The organism is Rhizobium sp. RU20A (assembly GCF_900155885.1).
Taxonomy (GTDB): domain Bacteria; phylum Pseudomonadota; class Alphaproteobacteria; order Rhizobiales; family Rhizobiaceae; genus RU20A.
This window is the reverse complement of sequence record NZ_FTMB01000001.1, coordinates 1,023,813-1,044,681: the sequence shown is the minus strand read 5'-3', so window position 1 is coordinate 1,044,681 and position 20,869 is coordinate 1,023,813. Positions and strand designations below refer to the sequence as shown.

The window sequence follows — 20,869 nt, the reverse complement described above, 5'->3', positions numbered from 1 at the left end:
CTTGCTGGCAACTCAGTCCGGCGCTGCGAAATCGCTGCGGCGATAGCCCTGGATGTAGAGAAGGGCGGTCAGGTCGCCGTGGTCGATGCGGATTTTCGCCTCCGCCGCGACGGCCGGCTTGGCGTGCAGGGCAACGCCGCTGCCGGCGAGCTTGATCATGCCGAGATCGTTGGCGCCGTCGCCGACGGCCATGGCGTCTTCAGGCGCAATGCCGAGACGGGCGGATATATCGAGGAGGGCTTCGACCTTGGCCTCGCGGCCGAGGATCGGGCGCGCGACTTCGCCAGTCAGCTTCCCGTCTTCGACCATCAGCGTGTTGGCGCGGTTTTCGTCAAAGCCGAGGCGCGCGGCGACCGGACCGGTGAAGACGGTGAAGCCGCCGGAGACGAGCGCGGTATAGTGGCCACGCGCCCGCATGGTGGCGACAAGCTCCGGGCCGCCGGGCATCAGCGTGATGCGCTTTTCGATGACCTCGCCGACAACGGCGGCGGGAAGATCCTTCAAGAGTGCGACGCGCTCGATGAGGGCCGGCTCAAAGGCGATCTCGCCGTTCATGGCGCGCGCGGTGATGGCCGCGACCTTCTCCTTCAGGCCCACCTCGGCGGCGAGTTCGTCGATGCATTCCTGCTGGATCATGGTGGAATCCATGTCCGCGATCAGCAGTCGCTTGCGCCGGCTGTCGGCCTCCTGCACGATGACGTCGACGGGATGGCCGGCCACGGCGGCGCGCAGGGCCTCTTCTGCGGTGGCGGCGTCGGCGCCGTCCTTCAGGGCGATGTCACAGGCGATGCCATCGGCCAGCCAGTAGAGGCCGGCAGCCGCGACGCTTGCTGCGGCCGCCTCGCCAAGGGCCGACGTCAGCACGGGGTTTGACGGAGCGGCGACAAGCGTGGCAACGAGAGCCATGATGAAAAACCTCGACGATCATTTCGATGCGATCCTGATAACGGGGCCGACCGCGAGCGGCAAGTCGGCGCTTGCACTTCGTCTGGCGCAAGCAAAGGGCGGCGAGATCGTCAATGCCGACAGCATGCAGGTTTACGATACGCTTCGGGTGCTGACGGCGCGACCCTCCCTGGCGGAGATGGAGGGGATCGCACATCATCTTTACGGCCATGTTCCGGCATCCGCGGTCCATTCCACGGGTGCCTGGCTGCGGGAGGCGTCAGAGACGCTGACCGCGATCCGTGCGCACGGACGCCTGCCCATCGTGATCGGCGGCACCGGGCTCTATTTCCGCGCCCTGACCGGTGGTCTCTCGGACATGCCGGACATTCCCGCTGAACTGCGCGCCGCGCTCAGGGCACGGCTTGAGAGCGAGGGGTCCGAAGCGCTGCACCGGGTTCTTGGTGACGCCGACCCGCAAACCGCGGCGCGGCTTGCCCCCGGCGACGCGCAACGCATTGTCCGGGCGCTCGAAGTGTTCGAGGCCAGCGGCCGGCCGCTCTCCAGCTTTCAGGCGGCGGCCGGGCCCGTTGTCGTCGATCCCGCGCGTGCCCTGAAGCTCGTCGCCCTGCCGCCGCGCGAGACACTGTACGAGCGCATCGACCGGCGCTTTCTGCAGATGATGGACGAAGGGGCGGTCGAGGAGGTGCGGGCCCTGCAGGCGCTGGCGCTGCCGGCGGACAGGCCGGTGATGCGGGCGATCGGCGTTCAGCAGATCGGAGAGATGCTGGCGGGCCGGCTTTCCACGGCCGAGGCGGCCACGCTCTCGGCAACGGCGACGCGGCAATATGCCAAGCGGCAGATGACCTGGTTCCGCAACCAGATGGGCGAGGACTGGCAGCGGATCGATCCGACGGATGCGGTTGCCCTCCGGAACGCCCTTGCGCTGTGAGGACTATTTGCTGAAGAAGCCGCCGAGAGGCCTTTTCATCAGGCTTTCGCGCAGTGAGGATATTTCGACGCGCTGGGGCGGGTCGCCGGCGGGATCCGGACGGGCGACGGCGTAGGGCGATTGACGCTGAGTGGCGGCAGCGGGGTCGGCTGGCGGCGCAGTGTATTGCTCTGCGGGTTGATGCGCGCTCTCGGACAGGATCTGTCGGCGGATCTGTTCAAAACGATCCTGCCCGCTGCGTGGCGGCGGCGCTGAGGGCTCGCGCGGGAGCATCGCCGGGCGGTAGGAGGGCAGGGTGGCGACCTCGTTGCTCTCCTCGCCGTGGTCGTGAAAGGCAACATCATCGTCGTGCTGCTCAAATCCTGTCGCGGCCATATAGCTGTTCTGGAACGCCGAGATATCCGGCCCGCCGATGCCGCCGGCTGCGCGCATGCGACCCACGATGGTGGCAAGATCCACCGTTGAATTGGTCGATGCCTGCCGCTCGTGCCGGCTGACGCTGGCGCGGGGCAGGAGGTCTTCGCTGACGCGGTCGAAGCGCATTCGCATCGGCACGCGCACCGCTTCGCCGAAGGCGATGGCCTCGCCGTTGCCGATCGAGGCGATGAAGCTGGTGGTGGAGGCCGAGGAATTCGGCAGGGCCGAGCGGATGATCTCCTGGTCGCGCTCATTGGCAAGGCGCATGGCGAAGACCGTCGAACACTGCGACAGGATGGTCGGGTCGAGTTCGCCCGGGCGCTGGGTGATGATGCCGAGCGAGACGCCGTATTTGCGGCCCTCCTTGGCGATACGGGCGATGGCCTGGCGGGTTGGAAAGAAGCCCAGATTGGGATCGGCCGGGATGTAGCGGTGGGCTTCCTCGCACACGACAAGCATATGCACGCCGCCATTGCTCCAAAGGCCGATGTCAAAGGCCATGCGGCACAGCACCGAGGCGACGGCATTGACGACTTCGGAGGGAATCCCGGACAGCTGGAATGTCGTCACCGGTTTTCCATCGCCGGGAATTCGGAAGATGCGGGTCAGGACTTCGACGATCGTATCCGTGATCGTATTGGTGGAAAACATGAAGCGGAAGCGCGGGTCGTTGATCGCCGACGTGACCTTTGCCTTCAAGGCGCGCAGGTACGGTTTTTCCTGCCGCCCCTCCAGCTTGCCGATGCGCTCGTCGATGGCCGCCATCAGATCTGCCATGCGATAGGGCACGGGGGTGTCGGCGGTATAATTGGTCTTGTCGGCCTGCCGGCGCATATTGCCCGCATCGTTGCCGCCCCGGAAGGCGCGCTTTGCCTCCGGGATCGCTTCGCGCAGGATATCCATCTCCTCGGGAATGGGCGGGCGGCCGCGGAAGACGACCTCGGCGAACTCCTCCAGCTTGAAAAGCCAGAAGGGAAGGTCGAGCGTATCGGTCTCGATGACCACGGCATGGTGTGGGAAGGCGGCTGCAAATTCGTTGTGCGGGTCGAGGATCAGCACCCGCAGCTTTGGATCTGCCTCGATCGCCTTGTGCAGGAGGAGCGTGACGGCCGTGGATTTTCCGACACCGGTCGTCCCCACAATGGCGAAATGCTTCGACAGCATGGAGGGAATGTGGATGGTCGCGGCGATGCTTTCGTCCTGGGTCAGTTTGCCGATGGTGCAGACATCGGCAAGGCCCGTATCGTAGATCGTCGCGAGATCGCCGACGCGGATGCGGTGCGCGATCGCGCCTAGATACGGATATTGGGAAATGCCGGAGGAAAACTCCGCCCGCCCGCCGGGGCCGGTTTGGACCTCTCCCATCAGTTCCACTTCGATGGCGAAGACGTTGTCCGCGTCTTCGCCCCAGTCGTTGTTCGTCGTGCGCATGGAGGAGACCAGCGCCACCACGCGGCGGGTCCCGACGGAAATGGAAATCAGGCGGCCGACAGACCACAGTTCCGTCAGCGAGGTCTCGCCATGCTCGGCAACAGCGGCAATGGTCGCGCGCGACCCACCGCAGGCAACAACGCGCCCGAGAAAGCGATTGCCGCGCGCCAGCGTATCCCGACGCTCCGCTTCGGTCGCTCCAGCGTCACCCTCTGTCCTGTCCGTCAAGGCAAACCTCTTATGCTCCGAAGGAACCGTACAACGGTTCATTTAACAAGCGGTTGCCGTCCCAAAGCAGGGCATTGGCGCGACAAACGTTGACGAATGCCGAATTTGCCGTTACGGGTGTCGGCCATGAACATTTTCGCAAACATTCTTGTGGTGGGACCGCGCATGGGCAGGATGGTATAACCATCCGGCGACAGCCACCCATGCGCGAAACGAGGCTCCTGACGGGGCCTTTTTTTATGCCCTGAAACACGCTAGCAGAGCCGGAAACAGAACAATGGACGGAAACAGGTCGATGAGCGGGACGGAAATGCAGATGACGGGCGCGGAGATCGTTCTCCAGGCGCTGAAGGACAATGGTGTCACGGATATATTCGGCTATCCGGGCGGCGCGGTGCTGCCGATCTATGACGAAATCTTCCAGCAGGACGACATCCAGCACATTCTCGTCCGGCACGAACAGGGCGCCGGCCACATGGCCGAAGGCTATGCCCGGTCGACCGGCAAGGTCGGCGTCGTTCTCGTCACCTCCGGTCCGGGCGCGACCAATGTCGTCACGGCGCTGCAAGATGCGCTGATGGATTCCATCCCGCTCGTCTGCCTCTCCGGCCAGGTTCCGACCACGCTCATCGGTTCGGATGCTTTCCAGGAATGCGATACGGTCGGCATCACCAGGCCCTGCACCAAGCACAACTGGCTGGTCAAGGACGTCAACGAACTCGCCCGCACCATTCATGAGGCGTTCCGCATTGCGCAGTCCGGCCGTCCGGGTCCCGTGGTCGTCGATATCCCCAAGGACGTTCAGTTCGCCACCGGGACCTACACGCCGCCGTCGGTCTCGCCCATCCAGTCGAGCTATCAGCCGAAGAAGCAGCCCGATCACAGGCGGATCCAGGAAGCGGTCGAACTGATGCGCACCGCCCGCCGGCCGGTCATCTATTCCGGCGGTGGTGTCGTCAATTCCGGACCCGAGGCCTCGCGGCTGCTGCGAGACCTCGTCGAGATCACCGACTTCCCGATCACCTCCACGCTGATGGGTCTCGGTGCCTATCCGGCCTCGGGCAAGAACTGGCTCGGCATGCTCGGTATGCACGGCACGTACGAGGCCAACATGGCCATGCATGACTGCGACGTCATGGTCTGCATCGGCGCGCGCTTCGACGACCGCATCACCGGCCGCCTGAATGCCTTTGCGCCGAACTCGAAGAAGATCCACATCGATATCGATCCCTCCTCGATCAACAAGAACGTGCGCGTCGATATCCCCGTCGTCGGCGATGTCGGCCTGGCGCTCGAGGAAATGGTCATGCTGTGGCGCTCCGCAGCCAAGGATCTGGCCAAGAACCGCCTCGATGACTGGTGGACGAGCGTCGAGCGCTGGCGGGCGCGCAAGTCGCTCTCCTACACGCCGTCGAACGACGTCATCATGCCGCAATATGCGATCCAGCGTCTCTACGAGCTGACCAAGGACCGCGACACCTACATCACCACCGAAGTCGGCCAGCACCAGATGTGGGCTGCGCAGTTCTACGGATTCGAACAGCCGAACCGCTGGATGACCTCGGGCGGCCTCGGCACCATGGGTTACGGCTTCCCGGCGGCGATCGGCGTGCAGGTCGCCCATCCCGAAAGCCTCGTCATCGACATCGCCGGCGATGCCTCGATCCAGATGTGCATCCAGGAAATGAGCTGTGCCGTGCAGTATAATCTGCCGGTGAAGATCTTCATCCTCAACAACCAGTACATGGGCATGGTACGCCAGTGGCAGCAACTGCTGCACGGCAACCGCCTGTCGAACTCCTACACCGAAGCCATGCCTGATTTCGTGAAGCTCGCCGAAGCCTATGGCGGCGTCGGCATCCGCTGCGACAAGCCGCAGGATCTCGATGCGGCTATCACGCAGATGATCGATACCAAGGCGCCGGTGATCTTCGACTGCCGCGTGGCCAATCTCGCCAACTGCTTCCCGATGATCCCCTCGGGCAAGGCGCATAACGAGATGCTGCTGCCGGACGAGGCGACCGACGAAGCCGTTGCCAATGCCATCGATGCCAAGGGCCGTCAGCTCGTCTGACCGGGAGGAACAAGACCATGAACGCACAGCTACAGCCGACCGGTTCGGCCTATTTCATCGCCAAGGAGACGCAGTCGGTCGAAAGCCACACGCTTTCGGTGCTGGTTGATAACGAGCCGGGCGTCCTTGCCAGGGTCATCGGCCTCTTTTCCGGTCGCGGCTACAACATCGAAAGCCTGACGGTTTCGGAAACCGAACATGAGGCGCATCTGTCGCGCATTACCATCGTGACGCGGGGTACGCCGGGTGTTCTCGAGCAGATCAAGGCGCAGCTCGAGCGCATCGTGCCCGTGCACCGCGTCGTTGATCTGACGGTCCGCGCCCGGATGCTGGGGCAGGAGCGGCCGATCGAGCGGGAAGTGGCGCTGGTCAAGGTGGTCGGTTCGGGCGAGACCCGGGCAGAGACGCTGCGTCTGGCCGATGCCTTCCATGCCAAGGTCGTGGACGCGACCGTCGATCACTTCATTTTCGAGATCACCGGCAAGTCGTCTAAGATCGACCAGTTCGTCTCGGTCATGAAGCCGCTCGGCCTCAACGAGATCTGCCGCACGGGCATCGCCGCCATGAACCGCGGTCCGCAGGGCATGTGACCGCGTCTTCGCGCTGACGAGATCGTGCCGCTGGAGATCAGACCATCTCCAGCGGCATTTTTCGTTGCGGGGGCGGGAAGAGGGCATCGAGCACCCGCCGGTCCTCGACGGTGAGCGCAATGTCGAGCGCCGCAACGTTCTCCTCCACCCGGTGCGGATCGGATGTCTTGGGAATGGCGACCAGGCCGGGCTGAGAGATGACGAAGGCGAGTGCGAGCTGCGCCGGCGTTGCCTGGTAGGCTTTCGCCATATGGACGAGGTCGGGGTGGCGTGCCAGCAATCCCTGTTCGATCGGCGAATAGGCCATGACCGGCAAGCCGCGCTCCCTGCACCAGGGCACGAGGTCGAATTCGATCCCGCGCCGGGTCAGGTTGTACATGACCTGATTGGCCGCGCAGTTGGCGCCGTCTTCGACCGCGAACAGTTCCTCCATATCGGCGACGTCAAAATTGGAAACGCCCCAGGCGCGGATCTTGCCCGCAGCCTTTAGGGCCTCGAAGGCCGCAACGGTCTCGGCAAGCGGATGGCTACCTCTCCAGTGCAGCAGGTAAAGGTCGATGCAATCCGTCTTGAGGCGCCGCAGGCTGTCGTCGCAGGCGGTGATGGTGCCCGTGCTGCTGGCGTTCCACGGGTAGACCTTGCTGACGATGAAGGTTTTCTCCCGTCGCCCGGCAATGGCCCGCGCCACCACTTCCTCGGCGCCGCCATCGCCATACATTTCCGCCGTGTCGATGAGGGTGATGCCCCGGTCGAGGCCACGCTGCAACGCCTCCACCTCGCGGTCAGCAGCTTCGGCCCGTTCCCCCATCGCCCAGGTGCCGAGGCCGAGAATGGGAAGGGAGAGCCCTCCCGGCAGTGCGGTGTCTGGAATGCTCCGCGGCATGCCATGCTCCTTCCGGCTCTTTTTCATGGGTCGGACCATGATATAAAGGGCGCAGAAGGAGCCCGGCAATGACAAAGGTCATGATATCTCTGTCGAACGACGCCCCCGCTATCCGCCTGCCGCAGGCGGAGCTCGACAAGCTCGGCCTCAAGGCCGGGGATGTTGTCGACTTCGTCGTGCGCGATGGTCGCGGCATGATCGAGACCGCCCGCCCGAAGCTCGCGCCGTCGCTGGCCGATATTGTGGCCGAAATTCGTCGCCTTGGTCCGGAGAATGAGCCGCCAACGGTAGACTGGGGTCCGGACGTCGGCTCGGAGCGCTTCTACGATCATGAATGACGTGGCTGTCTATCGTGCGGGCGACGTGGTCATCCTCAATCTCGATCCGGCGCTCGGTACCGAACAGGCAGGCCGTCGCCCGGCCTTGGTCATTTCCAATGCGCTGATGCACGAGGTCTCCAAGCGCATGATCGTGTGCCCGATTACGAAGAACATGACTCCTTGGCCCACTAAAGTGTCCATCCCCGGGGGCTTCAAGACGAGAGGCATGATTCTCGCCGATCAGGTCCGTTTCCTCGACCACGAGGCCCGTGTCCTGCGCCACGTCGAAACGCTCCCCATCGACATTGTCACCCTCATGCGCAGCTATGTCGGCCGGCTGCTCGATCTCGAAGTATCCGCTTCCGGCTGACACTCATTGCCCGGACGAGGCATCGCGGCGGATCAGACGGTTGGCGAGCAGGCGGGCGAGGCTCGGGCCGATCGCCATGATAACCAGCAGGCGTGCGGTTTGCAGGGCCATGATGAAGGGTACGTCCACGTCAATGGCGGCGGCGATGATGGCGATGGAATCCATGCCGCCGGGACTGGTTGCGAGATAGGCGGTGAGCGGGTCGATGCCGGCGAAGACGTGAAGCGCATAGGCCAGCAGACCGCAGAAACCGATGAGCAGAAGGATCGATGTTGTCACCGGCAGGAGCGCGCGACCGGCGTGCAGGAGCACATCGCGATCGAAGCCGAGGCCGATCGTCCAGCCGAGCAGGGCATAGGCGAGGGCCAGGACGATTGCGGGAACATAGAAGGTGACGCCCGCCACATGCAGGGCGGCGCCGAGGAGCAGCGGACCGAGGAGCAGGCCCGCTGGCAGGCGGGTTGCCTTGCCGATCACGCTTCCACCGATCGCGATGGCGGCGGCGTTAAGGGCGGGGACGACATCCGGTGCCGCGAAGAAGGTATGGGCCGGCGTGCTGGCGGTGACGCCGCCCACGGTTCTGGCGACGACCGCGGCGATGCCCGCGACGAAGATGATGCGCAGGTATTGCATGAAGCCGACGAGCCGGGCATCGGCGCCGTAGGACTGCGCCATCACCACCATGGCCGACGCGGCGCCTGCCGAGGAACCCCAGATGGCGGTCGTTGCCGGCAGCACTTTCATCCGGGCGAGGACATAGCCGCTGAGCGTGCTGACGGCGACCACGGAAACGATACTGGCGAGGAACACCGGCCAGCGTGCCGAAAACGTCACGAGGAGATCGGCTGTGACGGTTCCCGCGACCATCACGCCGATGACGGCCTGGGCAATGCTGCGGCCAAAGGCGGGCATCGTCAGCCGGGTGCCGGTGAGGGCAATGATGATGCCGGCCGCCATCGGGCCGATGAGCAGGGCAGCGGGCAGTTGCACTGCTTCGAGGCCAAAGGTGATGGCGAGCGTCAGGACGGCGAGCCAGATCCAGCGCAGAGCGTTTGCGGGCATGATCTCTTCGTGTTTCCCGTGCCGGTTCGTTTCCCTCCGGTCTTTGCTGCCGGATTGAGGTCAACGCCTTGGATTGGTCTCCCGCACCCCCTTTAAGGCCTTCGCGATCGAAAGGGGAGAGCAAAGCGCGATCTTGCGCGTCAATCGCAACTGCCGATTTGGCTTGCAGGATCGCCCCGAATCCTGCCTTGTCCCGACCATGCAGTTCGCACCGCAACAGGACGAGGCCCTTAAGGCCGTTTCACGCTGGCTGAAGGAAGGGCGTTCGCCGCTCTTCCGGCTGTTCGGCTATGCCGGCACGGGCAAGACGACGCTGGCGAAGCATTTTGCCGAGAATGTCGATGGGGAAGTGCTGTTTGCGGCCTTCACCGGCAAGGCGGCGCAGGTGCTGCGCTCGCGTGGCGCCTCCAATGCCAAGACGATCCATTCCCTGATCTATCGCCCGCGCGGCGAGGAAGAGGTGGAGAACGAGGAGACCGGCAAGACGCAGGTCGCGCCGATGTTTTCCATCAACCGCCAGTCGCCGGTCGCAAAAGCCGCGCTGATCATCGTCGATGAATGCTCGATGGTGGACGAGGCGCTGGGCAGGGACCTCATGAGCTTCGGCACGCCGATCCTCGTTCTCGGCGATCCCGGCCAGTTGCCGCCGGTTTCCGGCGGCGGGTTCTTTACCAATGAGGAACCGGATTTTCTTCTGACCGACATCCACCGGCAGGCGCGCGACAATCCGATCATCCAGCTTGCCATGCAGGTCCGCGAGGGCAAGGAGATCATGCATGGGGACTACGGCACCGCCCAGGTAATCCCGCGCGGCGAGGTGACCCAGCCGCTGGTGCTCGAGGCAGACCAGGTCCTCGTCGGCACCAACAAGACGCGCCGGCGCTACAATATGCGGCTTCGCGAGCTCAAAGGGTTTGCAACGGACTATCCGCAATCCGGCGACAAGCTGGTGTGCCTTCGCAACGATCCGGCCAAAGGGCTTTTGAACGGGTCGCTCTGGCAGGTGATGAGTTCGTCCAAGGAAACCGTCAAGCCCGGCATCAACCTGATGATCCGCCCGGAAGACGACGACATGGATCGCGGGGCGGCGAAGATCAAGCTGCTGAAGGCTGCCTTTGAGGAGACCGAGGGCGAGATCCCCTGGTCGACCCGCAAGCGTTACGACGAATTCGACTACGGCTACGCGCTGACCGTTCATAAGGCGCAGGGTTCCCAGTGGAACACCGTCGTCCTGTTCGACGAGAGCTGGGCTTTCCGCGATACACGCGAGCGCTGGCTTTATACCGCGATCACACGCGCCGCCGAGCGGATCACCATCGTGCGCTGACATCGCAGGATTGCCGCGATTTCCCCGAGGTCACGGGGGCGTCAACAGATTGAGATTGGTCACCAGCGGCGCATCATCGCTGGCGCGGCCGCGCAGCGCGCGCTGGCAGGAGCGGGCGGCGGCATAGGCGTCCCTGGTGAGCTTTGCGTGGTAGATGCTGGTCTTCGTCATGCACAGCATCAGAGGGCTCGATAGCCCGGCCTTCTCGGCGTAGGAAAACAGCATGCCGGTGACCTTGAGCCAGCTTGCGGCGAGGGTGGTCGATTCAAACGTGAGGTCGGCCGAAGTGTCGATGGCGTCGGCGGAAATCACCCGGGTGTCCACGATGTCGTGCGAGGGATCGTGAACGAGGTCCACGGCGAGATCGCCGCCAACATTGAGAGTGCGAATGCGGATGGAAAAGCGCATGTCGCGTACCGTGCCATAGGGCGGCTGGATGGTTCCAGTCGTCGGATAGACCTGCACCCGGTAATTGACCGCGGCCGCCCTTATCGCGTCAGCGAACCGGCGCTCGACACCGCCGGACGGCCATGTCTCTGCGATCGAGACGAAGGGGAGCGCCTGCGCCGGATCGGCCAGACCGTGCGACAGTCGCGCCGCAAACTGGGTGTTGCGCGCCCCGTCCAGAGAGAGTGCGGGGGTGCTGAGCGGTGCAAACAGCGCCAGTGGCAGGACAAAGGACAGGAGCGCCATCGGCGACGACATCGGCCGCGGTCGCCAGTCCGATAGCGGGGTCGGCGGCAACGGATTTGCGGCTACGGGCGCAGGAGCATCTTCCTCTGCACAAATGGTGGCTTGCGTCAGCGGTGTGTAGCACGGCACATAGGCGCCCCGCGGCAGGCTGATCCGCCAGGTTTCGTCACCGGCTTCCTCGTCATAGTAGCGGTCGAGCAGCTTTCGCAGCTTGCCGGCGTGGACACGCACCAGCGGATCCGTATCGGCGTTGAAGTCGTCGGATCGGCCGAAGACGTCGATGGCGATGGCGTAGCCCTTCAACTGCGGGCCTTCGCCCGCCATTTCCCGCGTGACCACATAGGAGAGAAAGTCGCGCAGCCGTTCGGAGCGTGAGAAAACGCTGCTCGACAACACCCGGTCGAGGCTTTTGCGGATATCCGCCGGAGTTGGCCTGGTCCCCTGGCGCATGGCTCTTTCTACGTTTTGGATCCCGACATGCGGACACGTCTGCAAGGATGTGCGCGTCCTCGCACGACAGTCTGTCGATTCGCAGCAACGAGGATAGGCATATCCCCATTTCTGGCCCTCGCGTCCACAGAATAGGCACAGTCAGCGGGAATTTGACAAGTGTCATTTTCCATATGACGCATGTTGAACGCACCGGCACGTGCCGGGGCGCTGCACGGGTTTCTCTCTCTACCATTCAATCCCGGCGACAGGCCGCCGCCGGGAGGGGCTCGAATGGGAGTGTAGACAGCAAACGCGTGGCGATGCTCAGGCGCCGAAAGCTGCCTTGCTGGCTTCGAGCACGCGTTCAAGGCTCTGCGGTGCACGACCCGAGAGGGTGCGAACGTCATCGGTGACGATGTCGAACAGCTTTTCGCGCGTGTTGCGATCGAAGGAAACGAAGGTGGGAATGAAGGCCTCGGGCACGCCGGCATGGGAAAGCCCGGCGGCAAGGCTGTCGTCGTCGAGATCGACGACGGCGATCGGCTTGCCTGTGATGGCGGTCACGAGCGCGGCGATCTCCCGGTTCGTATAGGCCTTGTCGCCGGTCAGCGTGTAGGTGCGGCTTTCCGCGCCAGCGATGAGCAGGGCACCGGCCGCCGCGGCGGCGAGATCGGCGCGGGCGATGTAGGGTGTCTTACCCTCGCCGGCGGAGGTGTACCAGGTGCCGGAGGCGAGCGCTGCGGGCAGCGAGAGGAATAGGTTTTCGACGTACCAGGAATTGCGCAGGATCGTGTGGGGGATGCCGCTTTCCTTGATCGCTGCTTCGGTGCCGAGATGGTCGGGCGCGAAGGTCACCAGCGAGGTCTCGGCGTTTGGCATGGACGTGTAGGCAATGTGGCCGACGCCGGCAGCCTTGGCGGCGGCGATGGCGGCCTTGTGCTGCTTCAGGCGTGTTCCGTTGGCGTCCAGCGCATCGGTGGAGATGATCAGCAGCGTGTCGACGCCGGCGAAGGCGGCGGACAGCGTCTCGGCGGGAGCATCGAAATCAACAGTGCGGGTCTGAACGCCGCGCGCCGCGAGATCGGCGAGCTTGGCGGTGTGGCGGCTGCCGGCAATAATGTCGCTCGCATCGACCTTGCCGCTGGCCAGCAGGTTTTCGATGACGAGGCGGCCGAACTGGCCGGAAGCGCCGGTGACGAGAATGGTCTTGCCCATGGTTCTTTCCTCTTGAGCGTCCGGGAAGCGCGGCTTGCGTCTTCCTTGCGAAATGTCCTTGGTCTCTTTTTGAGACCATGTCTTATTTCGGAATTGACGGCCTCTTGTAAAGGAGGCAGAAAATCATGCGATGGTTACGTGGAGGGAACCGCCATGAACAGGCATGTGCGCGAAAGTGCCGGCGAGCGGGTGCTGACCGTGATGGGGCTGAGCTTCACCGCGTCCGATTGCCCGGTGCGCGATGTGGTGGACCGCATGGGCGGCAAGTGGAATGTGCTGTTGATGCTGTCGCTGGCGGCGGGGCCGACGCGCTTTTCGGCGCTGAGGCGGCAGATCCCGGATATTTCGCAGCGCATGCTGACGCAGACGCTGCGTGACCTGCAACGGGACGGCTACATCACCCGAACCGTCTATCCGACGCTACCGCCGAGCGTGGAGTATAGCCTTACCGATCTCGGTCAATCCTTCCTCGGCGTTTTGAGGGTGCTGGTCGACTGGTCGGTGGAGCATCACGGCGCGATCAAGGATGCGCGCCGCCGGTTCGACAGCGACGGCGCTTGAGGCGTTCTTTCCTCGCCTCAGGCGACCTGGCGCTCTTGCGCGCGGTCGGCGAGGGCAAAATCGACGGCGGCGACGGCGTGGATTTCCGTGGAATCGAAGCCCGGCAGCGGCAGGGCCGCTGGGTCGAGGATCAGGCAGATCTCCGTGCAACCGAGAATAACGGCATCGGCACCCGCAGCCTTCGCCGTCTCGATGAGAGCGAGAAGATCGTCGCGCGAGGCGGCTTCGATCCGACCCTGGCAGAGTTCGTCAAAGATGATCTCGTGCGTGCGGGTGCGGCCGTCCGCGTCCGGCACCATGATCTCGATGCCGTGGCGGGCCATGCGCTCGGCATAGAAGCCGTGTTCCATCGTGTAGCGGGTGGCGAGCAGCAGGGGCCTCAGGCAGCCGGCGGCGGAAAGGCTGGCGGCGGTTTCGTCGATGATGTTGATCAGCGGGATCCTGACGGCATCGGCGACGGCGTCGGCGACGAGGTGCATGGTGTTGGTGCAGATGAGCACCGTGTCGGCGCCGGCAGCTTCCAGGCCGCGGGCGACATCGGACAGCGCCTTGGCGGCGCAATCCCAGCGGCCGGCCTTCTGGAGTGCGACGATGCGGGCGAAGTCGACCGAGTGAAGGATGACTTCCGCCGAGTTCAGGCCACCGAGCCGGCTGCGAACGGCCTCGTTGATCATGCGGTAATAGACGAGGCTGCTCTCGAAGCTCATGCCACCGATCAGTCCAATGGTCTTCATCTCGCGTCCCCTTTTTGCGCTTTGTGATGATGGTTGATGATCGCCCGAACACGCCGCGAAGGGGTTGCAAAGTTTGCTTCTCTTTTGGCTGGTCAAGCGATAAATTCCTGTCGTCGACGCGTATTACGCGCGACTTTCTCGTCACGATGGAGGATGGCAATGCTGGATGAGCGCGATCGACGCCTGCTTGACCTGTTGCAGGCGGATGCGTCCTTGCCGATCTCGGAGCTGGCCGAGAAAGTCAGCCTGTCGCTCTCGGCCTGCGCGCGCCGCATTCAGCGGCTGGAGGAAAGCGGGCATATTGCGGCACGCGTCGCCGTGCTCGACCGGGAGAAGATGGGGGTGCCGACAACCGTCTTCGCGCTCATCAAGACAGCCCATCACCAGGACGGCTGGATCGAGCTGTTCCGCAAAACGGTCGGCGAGATCGCCGAGATCACCGAGGCGCATCGGCTGACGGGGCACTACGACTATATTCTGAAAATCGTTCTGCCGCGGGTCGAGCATTACGACGTGATCTACAAGGAGATCGTGCGGCGGGTGGAGCTTTTCGACGTCTCGGCGTCGATCTCCATGGAGGTGCTCAAAAGCGGGACGGGCGTGCCGGTTGGACACGCCCGCTGACCAGGGATTGGCGATCAATCGAGGTCGATGTGGCGACGGTCATCACAGTGGCGGATGGCGTTGCGCTTGCCATGGCGGTCGTGCAGGGCGGCCCAGGTGGTCGCGCAGTATGCGCCGCCGCGCTGCAGCAGAATGATGCGGCCGGGCGCGCGCACATGGGTGACCGGCGCCGACGATGCGCCGGAGAAATACTCGCCGCGCCCACCACCGGTGCCGCCGCGATCATTGCCGTTGCCGCGGTCGAAGGACTGGGCAAGGCCGGGCAGGGCGGTTGAGGAAAGGATGAGGCCGGCGAGGACGGCGGTGGATGCAATCTTCAGCATGGTGATCTCCCTTGAGGTTGCGGATGCCTGTTTCGGCATCCTCGTCCTCATCCTCACCTGCTTTGGTCCGCCACGCCGTTCCGCTGGAAACAGGCTGTCTCTATTCCGGCCGGTTCAGGGCCGGGTCCTTCTCGCAGCGCGACAGCGGGATCTGTTTGAAACTGTAGATCGCAGTGATGCGCTCGTCAGCCCTGTCGGTGTCGACAGACATGCAGGCACAGGCGTAGCCGTAATTGCCATTGGTGGCGCGGTAGTCGCCGGCCGAAATATCCGGGACGAGATCGAAGCCATCGGGATAGGCATCGGAGCCCTGGGTGCCGATCGTCCAGCTCGCATCGGCATCCGTCAGCCACCAGTTGCCGGGCGTCGGATTTTCGATATAGCCGCAGCGGTTTTCGGCAGCTGCAGCGCCGGTGGCGATGACAGAGAAAGTCAATGCGCTCAGAAAAACGAGGGGGATCAGCGACTTCATGGGAAAACCTCGATTGCTGCCTTGGGGCGCCATACCCCGTCAGGACAGGCGTTTGCAGGAAAAGCCGTCGCCGCTCGCTTGCGAGAGCCACTCCATCGTCGTCTTGGTCACGGCGGAGAGGTTGATGCGGTAGTCGTCGTCGAAGGACAGCGTCCAGACGCCGTCATCCACCGTTGCCGCGCGGATCGGCATGGGGCCTTCCCCGGCATCGTAATGCGTCGGCGTGAAGGTGAAGGTCGCGACTTCGCAGTCCCAGACCCCGACCCAGGGCGGCGTCAGGCTGTCGGCGGCGCGGACCGGCGGCACCGCCATCGTGACGAGCAGGGCATTGATGAGAAGGGCAAGGGCGAGAAGACTGCGCATGAGCGGCCGCCTCAGTTGTTGATGGCGGTGATGGCCCAGTGGGTGGCCGAGCAGTCGGAATTGTCGCAGATGGCCGCGAGCCAGACGGTGCCGTCGCCGATTGCCACGCCATCGCCATTGACGAGGAGATCGCCGATATCGACGCCGGTGATGGCATCCAGCGTATCCTGTGTCACGATCGCATCGAAATTATCCACGAAATCCCGGGCGGACTGGATGTCGTAGGTCTCGCCATTGGCGTTCACCGTCAGCGGATATTCCGCAAAGGCGGCGATGCTTTCCGCGTCGTGGCCCCTGGCGCTCTCGCGCAGGCCGTCGAAGGTCTGCCAAAAGTCGTCCATGTTGCCATGCATGGCTTCGATCCGCGCTTCGACATCCTCCTGGCTGCCGGCCTCGGCGGTCACGGGCGGGAGCAAGAGCACGGCGGCAAGGCCGATCGCAAGCCAGGATGCGGATCGGCGACGGGCGGGGTGGATGCGGGCAGGGGTCATGCGTGTTTCTCCATATGTCCAATGTCCTAGCGCATCCTCATGCGCCTGTGCAGGGGGATGGGTCCGCGGTCGCTAGCGGTCTTCTCACCATTTTCGGTGCGATTTGTCGCTTGACGGCAGCTCCGGCCGGTGCCATAAGGCGAACCGTACCGTACGGTACTTATTTTGGCGCCCTGCGGCGCCGCAGGAGGAAGCCTTGCAGACCGCCATAACCATCGACGCGCCGGAGCGCTCGGAACGGCAGGAAGCCGTTCTCGACGTGGCCCTTGGCCTGCTGGTCGAGGGTGGCGAGAAGGCGCTGACGACGGCCGGACTGGCGCGCGCGGCGAACTGCTCGAAGGAGAGCCTCTACAAGTGGTTCGGGGACCGCGATGGTCTCTTGTCGGCCATGATCGCCTATCAGGCGAGCAAGGTGCGCGGCGTCGAGGTCGAGGGTGGTCGCCTGTCTGCCGAGCGGCTGAAGGCGCTTCTCGTGAGCTTTGCGCAGGATCTGCTCGACGTTCTCTCCGGCGAGGTCTCGCTGGCGCTGAACCGGCTGGCGATCGGGCAGGCAAGCCGCGAGGGCTCCAAGCTCGGCCGGCTGCTGGAGGATCAGGGCCGCCGGCAGGTGCGTCGCCGCGCGGTCGCGCTGATGGAGGCGGGCCGGCGCGCCAGTCTCCTGCGCTTCGAGACGAGCGAGATCGCCTATGAGAGTTTCTATGGCCTCGTGGTCTCGGATCTGCATCTGCGGATGCTGCTCGGCGAGGATGCCGGGCCGATGAAGACGGAATTTTCCCGGCGGGCGGGGCGGGCGGTCGACGCCTTCCTGACGCTCTACGGGACGGGAAGGGATACGGCAGCGGCCTGAGTGAGGGCTGCTCCGAAGGAAAACGACGAGCCAAGGGAAGGACACCACAATGCGCGTCTATTACGATCGTGATGCCGATTTGAACCTCATCAAGGCCAAGAACGTAGCCATCGTCGGCTATGGTTCGCAGGGCCGTGCCCACGCGCTGAACCTCAAGGACAGCGGCTCCAACAATGTCGTCATCGCGCTGAAGGCCGGTTCGCCGACGATCAAGAAGGCCGAAGCCGACGGTTTCAAGGTGATGACGGTTGCCGAAGCTGCCAAGTGGGCTGACCTCCTGATGATGGCAACCCCGGACGAGCTGCAGGCCGACATCTACAAGGCCGAAATCGCCGGCAACATCCGTGACGGCGCAGCGATCGCGTTCGCGCACGGCCTCAACGTCCACTTTGGCCTCATCGAGCCGAAGGCCGCGCTCGACGTCGTCATGATCGCGCCGAAGGGCCCGGGCCACACGGTTCGCGGCGAATACCAGAAGGGCGGCGGCGTTCCCTGCCTCGTTGCCGTTCACCAGAACGCGTCGGGCAACGCGCTCGACCTCGCGCTCTCCTACGCCTGCGGCGTTGGTGGCGGCCGTTCCGGCATCATCGAGACCAACTTCAAGGAAGAGTGCGAAACCGACCTCTTCGGCGAACAGGTCGTTCTGTGCGGCGGTCTCGTCGAACTGATCCGCGCCGGCTTCGAAACGCTGGTCGAAGGCGGCTACGCCCCGGAAATGGCCTATTTCGAGTGCCTGCACGAAGTGAAGCTCATCGTCGACCTGATCTACGAAGGCGGCATCGCCAACATGAACTACTCGATCTCCAACACGGCCGAGTGGGGCGAATACGTCACGGGTCCGCGCATCATCACTGCCGAGACCAAGGCCGAGATGAAGCGCGTGCTGCACGACATCCAGACCGGCAAGTTCACGTCCGACTGGATGCAGGAATACCGCTCCGGCGCCGCCCGCTTCAAGGGCATCCGTCGCATGAACGACGTCCACCAGATCGAGGAAGTCGGCGCGAAGCTGCGCGGCATGATGCCCTGGATCGGCAAGAACAAGCTCGTCGACAAGGCTGTAAACTAGGCGGCTTGCCGATCCCGGTCCTCTCGTTGGCACGCCTTCGGCGGTGCGGGGATCGGCAAGAACAAGCTCGTCGACAAGGCTGTGAACCTAGCGGCATGCCAAGCCCGCTTCCGTTATCCTCGGGCTCGACCCGATGATCCATTTCGCAAGCCGTATCAGTGGCTTGCGGGTGCTCGGGCCAAGCCCCAGCACGACGGGTGCAGGAGTGTAACCACCGGCCGGAGGCATGTCCTCCGGCCGTTTTGCATTTGAAGACCGAGGATCGAACGTCGAAGGATAAAGCTTCCCGCTTGCCTGCTATACTCCATTGGGGTAGATTCGCTTATGGCACGGACTTCGCCCGTCACGGTCGTTGAAACCCCTGAATTCCTTTCGTCCACGCGCAGGCTGATGGACGAGCAGGAGCGCAGCCTGCTGATCGATTACCTCGCACATAATCCCCTTGCCGGCGACCTCGTGCAGGGTACGGGAGGAATACGGAAGCTGCGCTGGGGGGCTGGAGGGACGCGGCAAACGGGGCGGTGCAAGGGTGATCTACTTCTACCACGATGCCGGAATGCCGCTTTTCGCGCTGACGGCCTACGCCAAGAACGAGCGGGCCAATCTCACCCAGCAGGACCGCAACGAATTCCGCCAGCTGACGACGCTCCTGGTGGACACGTACAGAAGGAAACGATCATGAGCTCTGTCGCAGACAGCATCCGCCGGGGCCTCGAACAGGCGGCCTCCTTTGCCGGGGGGCAAGGGCCCACCGATGGCTTCCGGGTGAACGTTCCCGATCGCATTGATGTGAGGGCCATTCGTGCCCGGTTGCAGATGACGCAGGAGGAGTTTGCCGGCCGCTTCGGCTTTTCGGTCAAGACGCTGCGCCATTGGGAGCAGGGGGCGCGGCAGCCGGAGGGGCCGACGCGTGCCTATCTCCTGGTGATCGACCGTGCGCCTCAGGCCGTGCAGGACGCTTTGCAGGCCGGGTGAAACGGCCGTTCTCCAACATCTTCCCCGCGCCGCCTGATGCGGTGTCGAAAACCGCAAAACCGCATCTCAAAAATTAGGTCAGCATTATTGACTTAAATCCGGACTCATGGTCATGTCTGGCACAAAATTTCGAGGAAACACGACATGAACTGGGAAAGCATCTTCGCCACCCGGGCGAGCCGCATGAAAGCGTCCGAAATCCGCGAGCTTCTGAAGCTTCTGGAGCAGCCCGACATCATCTCCTTTGCCGGCGGCATTCCGGATGTGGCGCTGTTTCCGAAGGCGGAGGTGGCGGAGGCCTATTCGGAGGTTCTGTCGGGCGCGCAGGGCGATGCGGCGCTGCAATATTCGGTCTCGGAAGGCTACAAGCCGCTGCGCGACTGGATCGTTCAGGACATGGCCAAGATCGGCATCACCTGCACGGCGCAGAATGTCTTCATCACCTCCGGTTCGCAGCAGTTGCTCGATTATCTCGGCAAACTCTTCCTGTCGCCGAAGGACACCGCGCTGGTGACCTGGCCGACCTATATGGGTGCGCTTGGCGCCTTCAATGCCTATGAGCCGAATTACGACAAGCTGGTGCCGCTTTCCAATCGCGAGCCGGCCTCCTACACGGAGGCGGCGAGCGAGAAGGGCGGGCGCGTCAAGTTCGCCTATTGCGTTCCCGAATTCCACAATCCGACAGGCGTCACCATGACGAAGGCCGAGCGCGAATGGCTGCTCGATCTTGCCGAGACGCTTGACGTTCCCGTAATCGAGGATGCCGCCTACCAGTCGCTGCGCTACGAGGGAGAAAGCGTGCCGCCGATTCTGGCGCTTGATCTGGCCCGCAATGGCGGCGACATCGAGAAGACCCGGACCTTCTATTGCGGCACCTTCTCCAAGACGCTGGCGCCGGGCCTGCGCGTCGGCTGGGTCGTTGCCAATTCCGAAGTCGTGCGCAAGCTCGTCCTCATCAAGCAGGCCGGCGACCTGCATTCCTCCACGGTCAACCAGATGGTCATCACCAAGGTCGCGGAACGGCTCTACGATGAGCAGCTCGGCAAGATCCGCGCCACCTATGGCCACCGCCGCAAGCGCATGCTGGCCGCGCTGGAGGCCCATATGCCCGATGGTGTCGAGTGGACAAAGCCCGAGGGCGGCATGTTCGTCTGGGTGACGCTGCCCAAGGGCATGGACGGGGCCCGGCTTCTGGCGCGGGCGCTGGAGACGGTGCGCGTCGCCTTCGTGCCCGGCAAGGCATTCTTCGCCGACGGTTCGGGCGAGAACACGATTCGCCTGTCCTTCTCCTGTGCCTCCGACGCGATGATCGACAGCGGCGTGGAGCGCCTGGGACAACTGATCCGCGCCGAAGCGCCAAAGGCGGCGTGAGCGGGCTTTTGGATTGATGGATTTTGAAGAGGGCCTGCGTGGATGCGCAGGCCCTTTTTGATTCCTGTGATGGAGGGCGAGCACGGTTGGAGCCGTGCAGCGTGGGGCTCTCGCTTGCTTGATGGCACCGGCTACACACTCCCAGCCGTCATTCTCGGCC

Annotated in this window: 24 protein-coding genes; 13 read left to right on the top strand and 11 right to left on the bottom strand. The window is 63.9% G+C overall.

Features of this window, described 5'->3' with window-relative positions; all coding sequences use genetic code 11:
* Positions 1–12: 12 nt before the first annotated feature.
* Positions 13–906, bottom strand: coding sequence for a phosphoserine phosphatase SerB (serB, locus tag F3H41_RS05105; protein ID WP_149737476.1), 894 nt, complete (start codon positions 904–906; stop codon positions 13–15).
* Here serB and miaA point away from each other — a divergent pair.
* The gene (miaA, locus tag F3H41_RS05100; RefSeq protein ID WP_149737475.1) at positions 905–1,837 is read left to right on the top strand and encodes a tRNA (adenosine(37)-N6)-dimethylallyltransferase MiaA; all 933 of its coding nucleotides are present in this window, start codon (positions 905–907) and stop codon (positions 1,835–1,837) included. The two genes, serB and miaA, sit on opposite strands and share 2 nt — an antisense overlap.
* 3 nt (positions 1,838–1,840) lie before the next feature.
* On the opposite strand, the gene F3H41_RS05095 is transcribed toward miaA, so the two are convergent.
* Positions 1,841–3,913 (bottom strand): ATP-binding protein, encoded by a 2,073-nt coding sequence (locus F3H41_RS05095; RefSeq protein WP_244616077.1) that lies wholly within the window; start codon positions 3,911–3,913, stop codon positions 1,841–1,843.
* A gap of 295 nt (positions 3,914–4,208) precedes the next feature.
* Between F3H41_RS05095 and F3H41_RS05085 the strand changes: the two genes are divergently transcribed.
* The gene (locus tag F3H41_RS05085; RefSeq protein ID WP_149737471.1) at positions 4,209–5,987 is read left to right on the top strand and encodes an acetolactate synthase 3 large subunit; all 1,779 of its coding nucleotides are present in this window, start codon (positions 4,209–4,211) and stop codon (positions 5,985–5,987) included.
* Positions 5,988–6,004: 17 nt separating this feature from the next.
* A complete protein-coding gene (gene ilvN / locus F3H41_RS05080) occupies positions 6,005–6,577 on the top strand; it encodes an acetolactate synthase small subunit (RefSeq protein WP_149737470.1) in 573 nt (190 codons plus the stop codon).
* A gap of 37 nt (positions 6,578–6,614) precedes the next feature.
* On the opposite strand, the gene F3H41_RS05075 is transcribed toward ilvN, so the two are convergent.
* Positions 6,615–7,460: an aldo/keto reductase gene (locus F3H41_RS05075; RefSeq protein WP_244616076.1), complete on the bottom strand. Its 846-nt coding sequence runs from the start codon at positions 7,458–7,460 to the stop codon at positions 6,615–6,617.
* 68 nt (positions 7,461–7,528) lie between these two features.
* Here F3H41_RS05075 and F3H41_RS21200 point away from each other — a divergent pair, with 68 nt between their 5' ends.
* Positions 7,529–7,798, top strand: coding sequence for a MazF family transcriptional regulator (locus F3H41_RS21200; protein ID WP_188129342.1), 270 nt, complete (start codon positions 7,529–7,531; stop codon positions 7,796–7,798).
* Positions 7,791–8,150 carry a type II toxin-antitoxin system PemK/MazF family toxin gene (locus F3H41_RS05065; RefSeq protein WP_149737466.1) on the top strand — a complete coding sequence of 120 codons (360 nt, stop codon included), beginning with the start codon at positions 7,791–7,793 and terminating at the stop codon, positions 8,148–8,150. Before F3H41_RS21200 ends, F3H41_RS05065 begins: the two co-directional genes overlap by 8 nt.
* 3 nt (positions 8,151–8,153) lie before the next feature.
* Here F3H41_RS05065 and F3H41_RS05060 read toward each other — a convergent pair whose 3' ends face one another.
* Entirely contained in the window at positions 8,154–9,212 is a 1,059-nt protein-coding gene (locus F3H41_RS05060; protein ID WP_149737465.1) for an AbrB family transcriptional regulator, read from the bottom strand.
* 199 nt (positions 9,213–9,411) lie between these two features.
* Between F3H41_RS05060 and F3H41_RS05055 the strand changes: the two genes are divergently transcribed.
* Entirely contained in the window at positions 9,412–10,539 is a 1,128-nt protein-coding gene (locus F3H41_RS05055; protein ID WP_149737464.1) for an ATP-dependent RecD-like DNA helicase, read from the top strand.
* Between the two features lie 30 nt (positions 10,540–10,569).
* On the opposite strand, the gene F3H41_RS05050 is transcribed toward F3H41_RS05055, so the two are convergent.
* Together F3H41_RS05050 and F3H41_RS05045 are read right to left on the bottom strand one after the other, a co-directional pair.
* Positions 10,570–11,682, bottom strand: coding sequence for a hypothetical protein (locus F3H41_RS05050; protein ID WP_149737463.1), 1,113 nt, complete (start codon positions 11,680–11,682; stop codon positions 10,570–10,572).
* Positions 11,683–11,988: 306 nt separating this feature from the next.
* Complete coding sequence (locus tag F3H41_RS05045; protein WP_149737461.1) at positions 11,989–12,879, bottom strand: SDR family oxidoreductase; 891 nt, start codon at positions 12,877–12,879, stop codon at positions 11,989–11,991.
* Positions 12,880–13,080: 201 nt separating this feature from the next.
* Here F3H41_RS05045 and F3H41_RS05040 point away from each other — a divergent pair, with 201 nt between their 5' ends.
* Complete coding sequence (locus F3H41_RS05040) at positions 13,081–13,440, top strand: helix-turn-helix domain-containing protein (protein ID WP_244616123.1); 360 nt, start codon at positions 13,081–13,083, stop codon at positions 13,438–13,440.
* Between the two features lie 17 nt (positions 13,441–13,457).
* Here the strand turns inward: F3H41_RS05040 and F3H41_RS05035 are convergent, their stop codons facing one another.
* Positions 13,458–14,174 (bottom strand): aspartate/glutamate racemase family protein, encoded by a 717-nt coding sequence (locus F3H41_RS05035; protein WP_149737457.1) that lies wholly within the window; start codon positions 14,172–14,174, stop codon positions 13,458–13,460.
* Positions 14,175–14,333: 159 nt separating this feature from the next.
* Here F3H41_RS05035 and F3H41_RS05030 point away from each other — a divergent pair, with 159 nt between their 5' ends.
* On the top strand, positions 14,334–14,798 hold the full coding sequence (locus F3H41_RS05030) for an Lrp/AsnC family transcriptional regulator (protein ID WP_149737455.1): 465 nt from the start codon (positions 14,334–14,336) through the stop codon (positions 14,796–14,798).
* A 14-nt stretch (positions 14,799–14,812) separates the two neighbouring features.
* Here the strand turns inward: F3H41_RS05030 and F3H41_RS05025 are convergent, their stop codons facing one another.
* The 4 genes from F3H41_RS05025 to F3H41_RS05010 form a co-directional block, all read right to left on the bottom strand.
* Positions 14,813–15,121, bottom strand: coding sequence for a hypothetical protein (locus F3H41_RS05025; RefSeq protein ID WP_149737454.1), 309 nt, complete (start codon positions 15,119–15,121; stop codon positions 14,813–14,815).
* A gap of 100 nt (positions 15,122–15,221) precedes the next feature.
* A complete protein-coding gene (locus F3H41_RS05020) occupies positions 15,222–15,593 on the bottom strand; it encodes a DUF4087 domain-containing protein (RefSeq protein ID WP_149737453.1) in 372 nt (123 codons plus the stop codon).
* 39 nt (positions 15,594–15,632) lie between these two features.
* The gene (locus F3H41_RS05015; RefSeq protein WP_149737451.1) at positions 15,633–15,956 is read right to left on the bottom strand and encodes a hypothetical protein; all 324 of its coding nucleotides are present in this window, start codon (positions 15,954–15,956) and stop codon (positions 15,633–15,635) included.
* A gap of 11 nt (positions 15,957–15,967) precedes the next feature.
* On the bottom strand, positions 15,968–16,447 hold the full coding sequence (locus F3H41_RS05010) for a hypothetical protein (protein ID WP_149737450.1): 480 nt from the start codon (positions 16,445–16,447) through the stop codon (positions 15,968–15,970).
* A gap of 196 nt (positions 16,448–16,643) precedes the next feature.
* On the opposite strand from F3H41_RS05010, the gene F3H41_RS05005 reads away from it, so the two are divergent.
* The 5 genes from F3H41_RS05005 to F3H41_RS04985 all read left to right on the top strand — a co-directional run bounded on the left by F3H41_RS05005 (position 16,644) and on the right by F3H41_RS04985 (position 20,709).
* Positions 16,644–17,294 carry a TetR/AcrR family transcriptional regulator C-terminal domain-containing protein gene (locus F3H41_RS05005; RefSeq protein WP_244616075.1) on the top strand — a complete coding sequence of 217 codons (651 nt, stop codon included), beginning with the start codon at positions 16,644–16,646 and terminating at the stop codon, positions 17,292–17,294.
* 49 nt (positions 17,295–17,343) lie between these two features.
* The gene (gene ilvC, locus F3H41_RS05000; protein WP_149737446.1) at positions 17,344–18,363 is read left to right on the top strand and encodes a ketol-acid reductoisomerase; all 1,020 of its coding nucleotides are present in this window, start codon (positions 17,344–17,346) and stop codon (positions 18,361–18,363) included.
* A 529-nt stretch (positions 18,364–18,892) separates the two neighbouring features.
* Positions 18,893–19,045: a hypothetical protein gene (locus tag F3H41_RS21410; protein WP_244616074.1), complete on the top strand. Its 153-nt coding sequence runs from the start codon at positions 18,893–18,895 to the stop codon at positions 19,043–19,045.
* Entirely contained in the window at positions 19,042–19,338 is a 297-nt protein-coding gene (locus F3H41_RS04990; RefSeq protein ID WP_149737445.1) for a helix-turn-helix domain-containing protein, read from the top strand. The genes F3H41_RS21410 and F3H41_RS04990 overlap by 4 nt, the downstream gene beginning before the upstream one ends.
* 144 nt (positions 19,339–19,482) lie before the next feature.
* Positions 19,483–20,709, top strand: a complete 1,227-nt coding sequence (locus F3H41_RS04985) for a PLP-dependent aminotransferase family protein (protein ID WP_149737444.1) — start codon at positions 19,483–19,485, stop codon at positions 20,707–20,709.
* Positions 20,710–20,869 lie beyond the last annotated feature (160 nt).

Bases quoted from the DNA above. Each gene is read 5' to 3' on its own strand.
- ilvC (WP_149737446.1), top strand. From the start codon at position 17,344: ATGCGCGTCTATTACGATCGTGATGCCGATTTGAACCTCATCAAGGCC.
- miaA (WP_149737475.1), top strand. From the start codon at position 905: ATGATGAAAAACCTCGACGATCATTTCGATGCGATCCTGATAACGGGG.
- F3H41_RS05045 (WP_149737461.1), bottom strand. From the start codon at position 12,879: ATGGGCAAGACCATTCTCGTCACCGGCGCTTCCGGCCAGTTCGGCCGC.
- F3H41_RS21200 (WP_188129342.1), top strand. From the start codon at position 7,529: ATGACAAAGGTCATGATATCTCTGTCGAACGACGCCCCCGCTATCCGC.
- F3H41_RS05025 (WP_149737454.1), bottom strand. From the start codon at position 15,121: ATGCTGAAGATTGCATCCACCGCCGTCCTCGCCGGCCTCATCCTTTCC.
- F3H41_RS05040 (WP_244616123.1), top strand. From the start codon at position 13,081: ATGGGGCTGAGCTTCACCGCGTCCGATTGCCCGGTGCGCGATGTGGTG.
- ilvN (WP_149737470.1), top strand. From the start codon at position 6,005: ATGAACGCACAGCTACAGCCGACCGGTTCGGCCTATTTCATCGCCAAG.
- F3H41_RS05050 (WP_149737463.1), bottom strand. From the start codon at position 11,682: ATGCGCCAGGGGACCAGGCCAACTCCGGCGGATATCCGCAAAAGCCTC.
- F3H41_RS05015 (WP_149737451.1), bottom strand. From the start codon at position 15,956: ATGCGCAGTCTTCTCGCCCTTGCCCTTCTCATCAATGCCCTGCTCGTC.
- F3H41_RS05030 (WP_149737455.1), top strand. From the start codon at position 14,334: ATGCTGGATGAGCGCGATCGACGCCTGCTTGACCTGTTGCAGGCGGAT.
- F3H41_RS05055 (WP_149737464.1), top strand. From the start codon at position 9,412: ATGCAGTTCGCACCGCAACAGGACGAGGCCCTTAAGGCCGTTTCACGC.
- F3H41_RS05065 (WP_149737466.1), top strand. From the start codon at position 7,791: ATGAATGACGTGGCTGTCTATCGTGCGGGCGACGTGGTCATCCTCAAT.
- F3H41_RS05085 (WP_149737471.1), top strand. From the start codon at position 4,209: ATGAGCGGGACGGAAATGCAGATGACGGGCGCGGAGATCGTTCTCCAG.
- F3H41_RS05020 (WP_149737453.1), bottom strand. From the start codon at position 15,593: ATGAAGTCGCTGATCCCCCTCGTTTTTCTGAGCGCATTGACTTTCTCT.
- F3H41_RS05075 (WP_244616076.1), bottom strand. From the start codon at position 7,460: ATGCCGCGGAGCATTCCAGACACCGCACTGCCGGGAGGGCTCTCCCTT.
- F3H41_RS04985 (WP_149737444.1), top strand. From the start codon at position 19,483: ATGAACTGGGAAAGCATCTTCGCCACCCGGGCGAGCCGCATGAAAGCG.
- F3H41_RS05035 (WP_149737457.1), bottom strand. From the start codon at position 14,174: ATGAAGACCATTGGACTGATCGGTGGCATGAGCTTCGAGAGCAGCCTC.
- F3H41_RS04990 (WP_149737445.1), top strand. From the start codon at position 19,042: ATGAGCTCTGTCGCAGACAGCATCCGCCGGGGCCTCGAACAGGCGGCC.
- serB (WP_149737476.1), bottom strand. From the start codon at position 906: ATGGCTCTCGTTGCCACGCTTGTCGCCGCTCCGTCAAACCCCGTGCTG.
- F3H41_RS05060 (WP_149737465.1), bottom strand. From the start codon at position 9,212: ATGCCCGCAAACGCTCTGCGCTGGATCTGGCTCGCCGTCCTGACGCTC.
- F3H41_RS05010 (WP_149737450.1), bottom strand. From the start codon at position 16,447: ATGACCCCTGCCCGCATCCACCCCGCCCGTCGCCGATCCGCATCCTGG.